Here is a 12,539-nt window from a genome sequence, read left to right as displayed (position 1 = left end):
GGTCAGCTGGTTGGTATGGGTTCCCATGAGGTTCCTGGCTTGTTTGTGTGGAAGCTTACTAGCTTACTAGCCTACAGCCAGCTGGCCTCTCTCGCTATTGCCAAGTGTGTCGGTTGTTATGGGAATCTAGGAAATTAAGTGATATGGGTCTCGATGTAAGAATCACCATAACTTAAAAATTGGGGGTGTACCGGATCGCTAGGAGAAATACATCAGCCTATGAGGTGGATTAGTTCAGACCAAATCTGATACAGCGTTTTGAACACCCTCACTGATCAAGGCCCCGGCTGAGTAATCTGCCGGGGCCTTGTCGTTATGGTTTATTAAGCCTGTTTCTTCAGCTTGGCATTCTCGATAAACGTATCGATCACCTGAAGCACCTTCCGCTTAGTGGCAGTGTCCAGCTTCTCAATCTGCTGCATCCGTCGCAGCAATCTGGAATCCGGCTGCTAGATCTTCTTCACCGGCCTTACGCCGAGTAGCTCGTCCGTGCTGACCTTGAGGGCCTGCGCCAGGTCAACCAACAGGTTGGCCGGTGGGTGTTCGCTTGAACAGAACGGGCCGCTGCCTCTGGAAAACATTCGGCTAAGGTAAAACCCGCGTCGGGGCGAAAAAGTGGAATGGCGAATATTAATATTTCAGTTACTATAACAAACAGCGAGGGAGAGGTCATTTCTCATCAGGAGGGTGGGCCTACATTTTGGTAAATGAAAGCTATGTTCTATTTTATTAGGGATCTATTTAAGAATGGAGCTTTCGTAACCGGCTTTTGGGGCCTAGTGATTTACTCCTCTTATTTCTTTAAGCGTAATTTGGGAGAGCTTGGTTGGATACCGCTAATTATCTTGGTTCTCTACGTTTTATGTGCATTAGGTTTATTCATCATAAGGCGGAGAGAGGGTGATTAAGATGATTGGAGAGTTGACTATATTATTAGCTCCAATAAGGTCTATTGAGTTTTGTAATCGTAGTCGATAGTTTTCCTTCATATCATTCAAATCCACCAAAGTCCCGGCATATTACTTTGCCGGGGCTTTGTTTTTTGAGTTAGTGCAGGGGTCATTTGGGGTTGGTCTATATTGATAAGAAAAAAATGTTCAGGCTGTAGTGAAAATACCGCTTTTTACAAAGCTTTTTTTGCCAGTAAGAGTTTTCCATTTGCTTGTGGTGGCTGTGGTGAGAAGCAATTTCGAAGACATGATATTTCAAAAACTCTTGCATATTTTGGAGCTTCGCTTGGCTTGTTTACTTTGCTATTTCTTTTCATGGCAAAGGGGCTTCAAATCGCAACTATTTCACTTTTTGGTTTTCTATTTTTATTGCTCTTGTCGTACGTATTTGAGCTTTTCATATTCGATTTATCAGAGTATGGAGACCAAGAAAAAATGAAGTCGTAAGGCAATCCAGGAGGAATATATGGATTGTAATAGTAGTCATATTCTTGGGTGTGGTTTTTAATATGTTTGATCTTTGAGTATCACTGAACTCTCTACATCGATTTTAATGATGCGGCAGTGGTGACGGCCTATGTAGGTAACTATGAGGAGCTGCTGCTCGCAACTCCAAGTCTTGAAATTGTCCATAAGGTCACGCTGAACCGAAATGTTCTCCAGATTATAGTCACTCCGTTATGGAGTGAGGTTGAGATTTTCTGCGAGTGTCTTTAACAGGACTTGATGGAATTACGGGAAGCGATGAACAAGTTATGAAGGCCGCAGCTGAGCCTTTCAGCTCGTTACCGATATCAGTATGGTCCCAACGGCAGTCGTTTTTATCGAGAAACCATTTGGCTGATTAAAATGCTAGAATCGCAAATTTGAGCTAAAAGTAAGTGATGATGACCCAGATGTTGCCTACTTACGCTTGCCTGGTCATCCTGGAGTAGGTATACCTGGAATTGTAGACAAACAAATTAGTTTAAAAGGGGTTGTCCAGAGCTATAAAGGCTTGATGTTTGTTTTGACTTTGATCAAGATGGAATACTAATAGGAACTGAAATACTAGCATAGCTCTCAATGAAGCAGCAGGACCAAATATGTAGTATTGTGATCTTATCAAATATTGACAGCGACTAAATAAACATTCGTCCTGCTCCTGTTATGGGGTGGTCAAGGATCGATAATCGGGTGCAGACTGTGCTAATTTACAATGGAAGACACAGAGTGAAATTTATACAGGTTTTTCTATTTTTTCTTGGCGTCAGTTTCCAGGTAAATGCAAGCGAGCTCGGGGATTTGTTTGACAACTATCAGGCAGCCCTGAAGGGGGGCAACCTGTCGGAAGTTGTTGCTTCCGCTGAAACAGTGTATGGGTTTTGCGAAAGCAATTTGCCGGATAGTAGTAAAAGTCGAGCTGCTGCAACTTTAAACTACGGAATGGCACTTGCCAGTTTTGGCAAGAAGAGCGAGGCGGAGTTGTATCTGCGTAAAGCTGTAAAAAGATATCAGTCAATTTATGGCGAGGATGCCCTTGAGGTTATTTCCCCTTTAATGGAGTTGGCAAAGAGTCTTGCAGAAGATTTTCAGCGTAGCTCACGACCTGAATATCGGCGCCCCCTTAAGAAAGCTCTGAAAATTGCGAAATTGCAGAAGGGCGAAGAATCGGCTTTTTATGCCATTCTCTCTTTTGAGGCAGGGCAAATAGCAATGGACTATGCGCGAGACACTTGGGCCTATCGGTATTTGGTGGCGGCGCAAGACGCGTTTTCTGGCCCATTCAAGGAACATACTTACTATGGTTTCTTATCCGATTTTTATCTCGGAAAATACCTGATGCTCAAGGGGAAATATAAAGAGGCGGAGCCCTACTTGTTAAACGCCTTGGAGTTGGCTGATATTGAAGAGAATCGAGATGAGCAGTTGGAGCTCGTGGCAAGAGCCTTCCTTGTGGAAATTTTTGAAAAGACCGGACAAGTGGAGCGTTCCATCGAGCAATGCAGAAGAATAGGTCAGGCTACACCATTTGATATGGATCAGGAGCCACAGCCGCTATTTAGCCCGGGGTTGAAATACCCGAAAGCTGCATTGAGGACTAATATGGAAGGGCACGTGGTAGCGTCATTCACAATTTCAGATACTGGTATCCCAATAGATATCGAAATTTTGGAGACTAAGGGAACGAAAGAATTTGGAAGAGCTGCTGAAGAATACCTAGCGGGATCTCGCTTTGCCCCACGGTTTATTGAAGGGACACCGGTCGAAACCCCGGATCGCCGCATACGCTTTAATTTTAATATTGCTAAGTAACAGCTATTTAAGAGTCTAAATACTTTTGAGAGCTCAGGTCTTAGCTTTAGAGCCCTCTATTTGAAGCAACTTCTGCGCTGCGGCAGTCTCCGGAGCCCTTTTTACTTCAACGGCAGCGGTGGTGCATGAATGCCGCTTTCGTACTTGTTGAGATGGGTGTAGTGGATATCTAACTTATTTGCCAGTCCCCCTTTGGGTCCAACCCTCTGCTTGCTTAGTTCCTTGAGTCGTTTCCCGAAGGCCTGCCTGATGTTCTGATCCAGCATGAATTTCCTAGGCACATTAACGACGGATGCTTGTTGTATCTATGACTCATAAAACACCCTTGGAGTGAGTCATAGAAATTCACTCTATGACTCACACTTATCACAAATGATGACGTATGAGCACACTAAAATACAATTCAGAGTTATCAATGCCTGCATTTCGTCCAATGGGGAGACGTTTAGTCACAATTCACTAGTGCGACCAGGTGTGCAGTTGAGAATGGATTAAGCTGGTGAAGAGCTCCTGCAATCTATGGGAGTTGGATCAGGATATGTACTGTAAGAGAATTCTAAATCTAAAAAATATGATACTTTATTGTCAGGTTTTTAAGATGAACAAACATATCTTAAGCGGAAAGTATGATTCTTTAACTTTTTCACGGAATACATACCCTAGTAAAATCAATAAGTTAGCTTGATGAAAGTATGAAACATTATTGTTAACTTACAGCTGATGAACATATCTGTTGAGCGCTGCTCATTCACGACTGCCGATGGGGTCACGCTGAGCTACCTGTGCGCCGGGGCTGGCCCCACCCTGCTGCTTCTACACGGCTGGTCTCAGGGGGCTGCCCTGTTCAAGTACCAGCTCACAGGTCTGAGTGATCGCTATCGGGTGATTGCCCTGGATATGCGCGGCCACGGATTTTCTGAAAAACCTTCACACGGTTACCGAATTGCCCGGTTGGCCAAAGATCTACAAGAGATAATAGCCACTTTAGACCCCGTATCGCTGTATCTGCTAGGCCACTCGGCCGGCGCCTCGGTTATCTGGAGCTACCTGGAAATGTTTGGTGACAAGCGGGTTACCAAACTTGTATTTATCGATGAGCCGGCGGCGTTGCTCGCTCAGCCCAATTGGTCTGAACAGGAATGCCTTGAGGCCGGGGCGATCCTCACGCCTGCGAAACTCTTTCAGTTTACCGGTCTGTTACACAGTACGGAGGGAGAGCGCGCCACCCGGGAAATATTGATGTCTATGGTGACGCCGGCGATGACTGAGGCACAAAGAGAAGAGCTGGTCGCGGTCAATCTGCAGTTTCCTCGCACCCTGGCGGCGCGCCTGTTTATCGACAACGTTACCCGTGACTGGCGTGACTTCATTCCACATATTAAAAAACCCACATTGATCGCCTTTGGCCGTGCCAGCCCGCACCCGGTGGAGTGCCAAGAGTGGATTTACCAGCAGATTAAAGGTTCCCGCTTGGAAATTATCGATGCTGCAGACGGTGGTAGTCACTTCCTGTTTCTCGAAGCGCCACACAGATTTAACGCGCTGCTGGCGGACTTTTTGGGCGATGAACCTTACCAGTGAATTAGCAGGTGGGCCCGGGAAAGGAATCTACCGTAACCGTCCCCAAAATGAGTTTTCCACAGGCGCAATTTTATTTTTACTGAGGCATAACCCGGTGGGTAACTGTTGACAAAGTTATCAACAGTTTGGGTTTTACAGTATTTTTTGAAACTCCTTGCACATTTAAGACCTTCTTCCTGTGGGTAACTCCCTCTAAGAGGACTTCATCTTAGATAAACTATGCACAGAGGCAGCTTTTTAGGATGAAAATCGTAGGTTATCAACAGCCCTTCTATTTTTAATAAGCAATCTTTAGAAGGTGTAAGCCCGTCAATTCCAGAGGCTTTTGGGAGAGATTTACTGGTGGAAGTTCAGGCGGCATCGGTAAATCCTGTGGATGCCAAGGTGCCAGCCGAACCCGGCCTGTGGAAACTTCTGGGTGGGTGATTGGGATTGGTTTGCGTAGGATAATACCCGTGCCGGCAACAATGCACAGTACCGGCTGGAGGAAGAGCGGATCACCCGTCCTGCCGCTAAACGTCTCAGTAATGCGTAAGCTATAGTCCAGTCCAGTCCAGTCCAGTCCAGCTTAAACCCCTGCCCGCCAATGCCATCTGGGAGTTGGGATTCACCCCCTTGTATGTGGACTTCAGAAAGGTGGGACCGCTAAGCCCATACTCATGATCGGTGCTCTGGGGGGAGGCTATTTTGGTACACTTGGCTCGCCGTTTAACCGGCCTCAAGGGAATGGGGACCGCCTCCCTTGAATAGAGCAATGCAAGGTTGAAAAACTCAGCGTGCTCCCTGTCATCAATCACCGTCACTCTCTTCGTGAGGAGCTAAAAAACGCCGTTAAAGATGAAGTTGACTAGGTGATTAGATTAATCAAAACCGGGGATCATTTAGTGAAAATGGTGAAGAGCATTAAGTGGCAGGGAGAACTGGCTCTGGTTAATGATCCAGACGCCTTGGATGAAATGGGTCTCAAGCGGAAATTATCTGTCTGCACAGAGACTGTATTCACTTACCCGCTATTTAAACCCAAGCATATCAATGCTCAACCTATGCGCCTCAATGGTTGGCGGAATTATACAAGAAAAGGATAATTAGAACGACACTCGGTCAATATTTTCGGGTGGTCAATGCATAAAACATTCACAGGGCAGGTGCTCTTAGAAAATATCAGAGCGCTGAGGATAAAATTGTATAAGAAGACTATTTAAAATAATTTACTGATTTTATTTCAGTTGTGAATAATCAGATGTTATCAATAACGCCTGGAACTATGCACTTTCGCTAGAAAACCACGTAGAAATTTTCTCTAAATTTAAAGTTCTGACTCTAGGAAAAAGAGTCTCCTATACTGGCTGGATGACTGACCCGATTATTCGAGTTGAAAGCCGCACTGCGGCAGTCTTTAACAGGAATTTTAGTGAGAGATGCACTATCTCGTTGTTGCACTACTGTTACTTCTGGTAGTTGCGCTCAGCTTGATTGTCGCGCGAATATTGCCTTTTCCCATTCCTTTGCCACTGATACAAATTTTAGGTGGCTTTATTCTCGGTTCCGGTTTTGGGATAAAAATACCCTTAGATCCGGATATTTTTTTTCTGCTTTTTATACCTCCTTTGCTCTTTCTTGCGGGCTGGCGAATTCCCAAGGGGGCTTTTTTTAGGGACCTTGGTTCGATTATCACTCTGGCCGTGGGTTTAGTGATATTCACTGTAGTTGGAGTCGGTTTCTTTATTGCTTGGTTGCTGCCTGTTATGCCTATCGCGATGGCGTTCGCCATTGCCGCGATACTCGCGCCGACCGATCCGGTGGCGGTGTCGGTGGTTCAAGGAAACAATAATATTCCGCCAAGGCTTGAACATATACTAGCTGGAGAATCCTTGTTTAACGATGCCTCTGGTTTGGATATTTTCCGCATTGCTGTGGCGGTAGTGGTTACTGGCAGCTTTTCCTTTTCACAGGCGGTGGGTGGATTTTTTTGGGTGGCGGCCGGGGGTGTCGTGATTGGCGCGGGAGTCGCATTTATTTGTGGCTATCTATTGCGCTGGTTGGTACGCCTCAGTGGCGAGGACACAGCGATACAAATTCTGGTAAGTCTGCTGGTACCCTTTGCGGCGTATCAGGCCGGTCAAAGTTTAGGAGTCTCTGGAATTCTCGCTGCGGCCAGTGCGGGAATTGCCACGCACTATACCAGCCTGCATAGTTCGGAAAAATCCTCAACCCGCATGGATCGCCGGGCGGTGTGGAATACCGTGCAAACCGTACTTGATGGCGTTATTTTTGTGCTACTGGGTGAGCAGTTGGTACGGCTTATCGATGCGGATACCAGCTGGGCGAATGATGTTGGTGTCGGCATGCTTGTGCTGTATATCCTCGCTATTTTTTTTGTTCTATTCCTGCTGCGTTTCGTGTGGGTTTGGGTCTCTCTCTATTTATCACGCTTTCGTCGCAATATTCGCAGTCTCTCCGTTCACTTTATCCTGGTTAACGTTTTGACCCTGGCTGGTGTGCGCGGAGCCATTACTCTTGCCGGTGCTTTTTCCCTCCCCCTATTGATGCCTGATGGTTCGCCATTTCCGGGGCGTGAAGCAGCCCTGACCATTGCCATGGGGGTTATATTGATCTCCCTGTTACTCGCCAGCATTGCCCTGCCCTTTGTGCTGAGGAGCTTGCCGGATACGCCACATCTGGCGGCAATTGGCGATGAGCGGGGCGCGCGAGTCTCTGCTGCTAAGGCCGCTGAAGAGCGTTTGCTCAGCTTGCGCAGGGAGATTGACGGGCACTGGGAAAATAAGGACCTTGCCTATGAGGCGATTGACCATCTATTGGACTTATATCGTCGCAGAATAATCAGCGGCGATGATGAGGGAGGGGAAAGCCTGTGGGTTCGCGCGCGAATGGAGCGCAATTTTCGTTTAGATGCGCTAGCGGCAGAGCGTGAGCGTCTTTTTCAGTTGCGGGTGCGGCGGGAAATTGACGATGAGTTGCATAGAAAACTCGTGCTTGAAGTCGACTTAATTGAAGCCAGTATTCTCTCTAAGGAGTAGTGCTTAGCAGGGTGGGCAGATCTTAAGGATTGATTAGTTGCGATTTAGGAGCAGCCAAGTGGAATATATAGAGTTGGTTACGATTGATGGTTTATCTACATTTAGAAAGAGAAATATAAACTATGAGACGAGCCAATTTCTTGGAAAGTATTCCGAAGCGTATCCGGTTAAACAGTTATATTTTCGCGAATTTATCGCCCAGCAGATTTTTGATTGGCACTGTGCCCCGCGTGAGCAATTTATTATTTACCTGGCTGGAGAAGTAAAAATAACGACGAGCTCCGGAGAGCAACGTATCTTCGTGGCTGGTGATATTTTATTGGCCAGAGATTTGCGGGGAGAGGGTCACGTGAGTGAAACCCTGACCCCCGGTCGGGCTGTGATAGCGGTGCTCGATTACAGTCCGGCTCAGGATGGATAAGCTGCGATCAAATAAATCGCCACGGAATTTGTATGTCCGCCTGTGAATTTATTATCGCTTACCTAAATACTCCTAAAACCTGCTGGCCCCCCCTTAAGACTTTTCCGCTTCCGGTTGGGCCTCTTCCCAGTAATGGTCCAGATGCAAATCCTTGTCGCGCCGGTCTTCGCGCAGGGCCTGCAACAACTGTTCGCGATAGATTCGGCTCTGGGCGATATGCTGAGCTTCATCGCGCCAGTAGGGGAATAGTGCCTCCAGCATACGCTGGTCGTGTTGCTTAAACTTGCGCGCGGCGCGGCGCGCTTGCAATGGACTGAGTCCGAGTAACTCCAGGGCTTTTTCACCGATCGCCAGAGCCGGGTCTATCGTCTCGCGGAAAATATATTTCACCCCGGCTTCCATAAGGGCATATTGATGCATACGGCTGCGGGCTCGAGCGAGAATCGTGAGGTGTGGAAAATGCTTCTGCAACTGCGCAACAATTTCCAATGAAGCGGCCTGATCGCTCAATGTGAGAATCACCATACGTGCATGAGCGGCTCCAGCGGCACGCAGCAGGTCTTCTCGTGTGGCGTCGCCATAGAAGGCTTCAATACCATAGCGCCGCACCAGGTCGAGTTGTTCCGCATTGCGCTCCAGCAGTGTGGTGCCAAACCCGCAGGCGTTGAGCAATCGCCCGGTGATCTGGCCGAAGCGGCCGTAGCCGATAATGATCACCGGTGAGTTGGTTTCTAATGACGGTGCTTGGTGAGGTTCCTGAGGCGCATCAGGGCCGATGATAAAACGCGGCTGGATGAATCTTTCAAATATAAGTAGCAGTATTGGAGTGAGAGCCATAGTCAGAGCGATTAGGGCTACCAGTAAGCTGCTCGCTTCGGCATCGAGTACCTGGATTTGGGTGGAGAAAGACACCAATACAAAGCCGAATTCCCCGGCCTGTGCCAGGGACAGAGCAAATAGCCAATCTTCCCCCTTGGACATTCGCAGAAAGCGTGCCAATAGAAATAGGACCGCAAACTTCACCAATACCAGGGCCAACACCAGGCCGAACAGCAGAAGTGGATTCTGCGCAATTTGCGCGAAGTTCAGGCTGGCACCCACCGCGATAAAGAAAAGCCCCAGTAACAGCCCTTTGAAGGGCTGTATATCCGCCTCCAGCTCGTGGCGAAATTCGCTCTCAGCCAACAGGACTCCGGCGAGGAAGGTGCCGAGTGCGGGGGAGAGATCCAGCCAGCTCATTACCGCCGCCGCGCCGAAAACAATGAGTAGCGCGGAGACGGTAAACATCTCGCGTACCTGGCTGCCAGCCACCAGGCGCAACAGCGGGCCGAGAAGATAGCGCCCACTGATGGCAAAGGCGGCGATGGTACCAATAACGGCGGCGGCATATTGCCAACCCTCCAGGCCACTACCATGTGCCACGGCCGGGGTAACCGCGAGTAGTGGCAGTAGGGCGAGGATGGGGATAACCGCGATATCCTGAAGTAGCAGTACGGCAAAGGCACTGCGCCCGCCCTGGGTCTTGAGCAGCCCCTTCTCACTGAGGGATTGCAACACAATAGCGGTGGAGGACAGCGCCAGGATCAAGCCGATGGCCACGGCAGTGCGCCAGCCTAAATCAAAGAACAGTAGCGCTGTGCCGGCGACGGCAGCGGTGGTCAACAGCAATTGTGCACTGCCGGTACCGAGAATGGCGCCGCGCATCTGCCAGAGCTTCTTGGGTTGCATTTCAAGGCCGATCAAAAACAGCATCAAGGCCACGCCGAATTCGGCTACGTGCATCTCGTCGCTGGCGTCACCGACTAAACCCAACGCGCTGGGGCCAATAGCCACTCCGGCAAGCAGGTATCCGAGCACGGAGCCCAGTCCAAGACGTGTGGCAATCGGCACTGCGATTACCGCAGCACTCATAAATATGACGGCTTCTACAAGGAAGTTAGAGTGTTCCATCGATCAATTATCGCTATTTTACAGCTTGTTGCTGGTTGGCTGTGGCGGCGCTTTCCGGTTCGGCGAACTCCCGGCTGCGGCGAATTAATGGGGCTATGGTAGAGCCCTGTACCACGATAGAAAAGAGCACCACGCCATAGGTCATGATTACCCATAGGTAGCGCAGGTCCTGCCCCTGTACAAAAGCGCTGCCCGATGGAATAGACATGGCCAGGGCCAGGGCCAGGCCGCCTTTGAGGCCGCCCCAGATTAATATTCGGTTGGTATAGGGGTGGTAGCGGCGGCGTCTTTTCAGGTACAGGAAGGGCACACACACCGCCATTACCCGAGCCAGCAATACGATGACAATACTCGCCACCATCAACAGGTAGTCCGCCGGGCGCAGGTCGATGGTGATCAGGAACAGACCCACCAATAGGAATAACAGGCCGTTGAGGAAATCCTCGGTGATATTCCAGAAGTTATCCAGTTCGTGTTGGCTCACACGGGAAAAACCCCGCTCGCGAGTAAAATTACCGATGATGATGCCGCTTACCACCATTGCCAGGGCACCCGATACCCCGAGAATATTGGCCAGGGAGAATCCGGCAGTGGGGATTACCAGGGTGAGCAAAAGCTCCAGGCTGTGGTCGTCGGTACAGCAAATCAGCCAGTGGAAAAGCCCACCGATAATCAGGCCGAGTAAAATACCACCCACAGCTTCCAGTAGGAAAAGCTCTGCTACCGCCGGAACCGTTGGCTGGCCCCCTTCGAAGGCCACAGCATAAATTACCGCGAATACCACAATACCGAAGCCATCGTTGAACAGAGATTCACCTTCCACCTGAATGGAAACCTGCTCTGGTGCCTTCAGGTTTTTCATAATGGCCAGTACTGCGATGGGGTCGGTGGGGGAGATCAGAGCGCCGAATAATAGGCAGTAGACAAAAGCCACGGGCATATTGATGAGCATCAGGAACCAATACAAAAGCGCGCCCACGACAAAGGTCGAAATCAGGGTACCGACAATGGCGAGCAGGCCAATTTCGAGCTTTTGATTGCGTAATTCTAATAGGTCGATGTGCAAACTGCCGGCGAAGAGCAGGAACCCCAGCATTCCTTTGAGCAGGATATCCTCTAGATTGAGCAGCGGAAGCAGCTGATCTGCCCAAATGCGCAGCTCCACAATCCCCAACTTACCCAGGCCGGTAACGATGAGCGACAGCGCCAGGGCGCCAGCAGTAATGGCGATGGTGGTTTGGGCACGCAGTACATACTGGTTTAGGAAGCCGAGAAAGACCGACACCGCGGCAAGAAAACAAAAGGTGTAATAGACTTCCATGCCGTGCGTGAACTCCAGAGATTAAAATTGCGGGGCTTTTCCCCGCCCTCAAAAGGAGCGGCTTGCTGCTCTTTAGTGGGCGAATTGATCGGTTGGTGAGCGTGCCGTTATTGTAGTCGCGCAGGGGCCGCCCGAATCTCCCTGACAGGGGGCTGTTCTCGGGAGTATTTTCTGGAAATAACCGCTAGTCCCCTAGATGGGGGCGCGCAATTGTAACGGCTCCTGTGTGCGGTACAACCGCATTTGTTATTTAAATCCACAACTGCCCGGCGGTGTCTGCCCAAACTGTCATTTGTTAATTTTCTGCCTGCTTTGTTCTCCATAAGCCCCACCATTTCACCACTTTGGCGCCTCCTGATACCGGTTTTCCTGCAGTTTCTACACAAGTTCCCAACTACACTGGATGCAGCTGATGATCTCCGATATTCAACAGGAAGGGGGAAGACTGTGACAACGCACCCTGTTTTATGTGACACGTCTAAATTGGTTGGGCGGGTATTGATGTCCCTGCTGTTTATTTTTGCCGGATGGAACAAAATTGGCGGTTACAAAATGACCGAGGCCTTTATGGTCTCCATGGGGATTCCAGCGCTGCTGCTACCTTTGGTCATTATTGTCGAGTTACTTGGGGGCCTGGCGATACTACTGGGCTTCTTTACCCGCTTCTCCGCGATCATACTTTTTCTCTTCTGCCTGGCCAGCGCCTGGATAGTGCACTATTCCCCCGAGGATCCGGGAGAGATGACCAGCTTTATGAAAAATATCACCATTGCCGGGGGTTATCTGATCCTCGCCTGTGCCGGCGCTGGACGCTTTAGTCTGGATCATTGGATTCGCAAAAAATAGTAGCGAACTGGGGTGTGGCGGACCACGATGGGTTGATCGGCACTCAACACACCAGTCAATACCGTATATTTCTATTAGCTTCAGGGGGCAACCTGACCGAGGACTTAGGCCAATAGCCCGGTAAAAGCACACCTATA

The 12,539-nt window shown here is 49.2% G+C and carries 9 protein-coding genes; 6 read left to right on the top strand and 3 right to left on the bottom strand.

Features of this window, described 5'->3' with window-relative positions:
• Nucleotides 1-1,079 precede the first annotated feature (1,079 nt).
• Both ACCI51_RS12725 and ACCI51_RS12720 read left to right on the top strand, forming a co-directional pair.
• Nucleotides 1,080-1,397 (top strand): hypothetical protein, encoded by a 318-nt coding sequence (locus tag ACCI51_RS12725; protein ID WP_371843884.1) that lies wholly within the window; start codon nt 1,080-1,082, stop codon nt 1,395-1,397.
• Between the two features lie 765 nt (nt 1,398-2,162).
• Nucleotides 2,163-3,245: a TonB family protein gene (locus tag ACCI51_RS12720; RefSeq protein WP_371843883.1), complete on the top strand. Its 1,083-nt coding sequence runs from the start codon at nt 2,163-2,165 to the stop codon at nt 3,243-3,245.
• Nucleotides 3,246-3,346: 101 nt separating this feature from the next.
• Here ACCI51_RS12720 and ACCI51_RS12715 read toward each other — a convergent pair whose 3' ends face one another.
• Nucleotides 3,347-3,511 (bottom strand): hypothetical protein, encoded by a 165-nt coding sequence (locus ACCI51_RS12715; protein ID WP_371843882.1) that lies wholly within the window; start codon nt 3,509-3,511, stop codon nt 3,347-3,349.
• Between the two features lie 454 nt (nt 3,512-3,965).
• On the opposite strand from ACCI51_RS12715, the gene ACCI51_RS12710 reads away from it, so the two are divergent.
• The 3 genes from ACCI51_RS12710 to ACCI51_RS12700 all read left to right on the top strand — a co-directional run bounded on the left by ACCI51_RS12710 (nt 3,966) and on the right by ACCI51_RS12700 (nt 8,285).
• Nucleotides 3,966-4,826 carry an alpha/beta fold hydrolase gene (locus tag ACCI51_RS12710; RefSeq protein ID WP_371843881.1) on the top strand — a complete coding sequence of 287 codons (861 nt, stop codon included), beginning with the start codon at nt 3,966-3,968 and terminating at the stop codon, nt 4,824-4,826.
• A gap of 1,418 nt (nt 4,827-6,244) precedes the next feature.
• Nucleotides 6,245-7,864, top strand: a complete 1,620-nt coding sequence (locus ACCI51_RS12705; protein ID WP_371843880.1) for a Na+/H+ antiporter — start codon at nt 6,245-6,247, stop codon at nt 7,862-7,864.
• A 58-nt stretch (nt 7,865-7,922) separates the two neighbouring features.
• A complete protein-coding gene (locus tag ACCI51_RS12700) occupies nt 7,923-8,285 on the top strand; it encodes a cupin domain-containing protein (protein WP_299583996.1) in 363 nt (120 codons plus the stop codon).
• A gap of 93 nt (nt 8,286-8,378) precedes the next feature.
• On the opposite strand, the gene ACCI51_RS12695 is transcribed toward ACCI51_RS12700, so the two are convergent.
• Nucleotides 8,379-10,235 (bottom strand): monovalent cation:proton antiporter-2 (CPA2) family protein, encoded by a 1,857-nt coding sequence (locus ACCI51_RS12695; RefSeq protein WP_371843879.1) that lies wholly within the window; start codon nt 10,233-10,235, stop codon nt 8,379-8,381.
• Between the two features lie 13 nt (nt 10,236-10,248).
• Nucleotides 10,249-11,556: a cation:proton antiporter gene (locus tag ACCI51_RS12690; protein ID WP_371843878.1), complete on the bottom strand. Its 1,308-nt coding sequence runs from the start codon at nt 11,554-11,556 to the stop codon at nt 10,249-10,251.
• A 447-nt stretch (nt 11,557-12,003) separates the two neighbouring features.
• Here ACCI51_RS12690 and ACCI51_RS12685 point away from each other — a divergent pair, with 447 nt between their 5' ends.
• A complete protein-coding gene (locus ACCI51_RS12685; RefSeq protein ID WP_299584006.1) occupies nt 12,004-12,402 on the top strand; it encodes a DoxX family protein in 399 nt (132 codons plus the stop codon).
• The last annotated feature ends 137 nt before the right edge of the window (nt 12,403-12,539 follow it).

The sequence above is a fragment of the Microbulbifer echini genome (genome assembly GCF_041447225.1).
GTDB lineage: Bacteria > Pseudomonadota > Gammaproteobacteria > Pseudomonadales > Cellvibrionaceae > Microbulbifer > Microbulbifer echini.
This window is presented reverse-complemented; position numbering and strand designations above follow the sequence as displayed.

Excerpts from the sequence above, each read along its gene's own strand:
- ACCI51_RS12715 (WP_371843882.1), bottom strand. The coding sequence starts at position 3,511 with ATGCTGGATCAGAACATCAGGCAGGCCTTCGGGAAACGACTCAAGGAA.
- ACCI51_RS12710 (WP_371843881.1), top strand. The coding sequence starts at position 3,966 with ATGAACATATCTGTTGAGCGCTGCTCATTCACGACTGCCGATGGGGTC.
- ACCI51_RS12705 (WP_371843880.1), top strand. The coding sequence starts at position 6,245 with ATGCACTATCTCGTTGTTGCACTACTGTTACTTCTGGTAGTTGCGCTC.
- ACCI51_RS12695 (WP_371843879.1), bottom strand. The coding sequence starts at position 10,235 with ATGGAACACTCTAACTTCCTTGTAGAAGCCGTCATATTTATGAGTGCT.
- ACCI51_RS12690 (WP_371843878.1), bottom strand. The coding sequence starts at position 11,556 with ATGGAAGTCTATTACACCTTTTGTTTTCTTGCCGCGGTGTCGGTCTTT.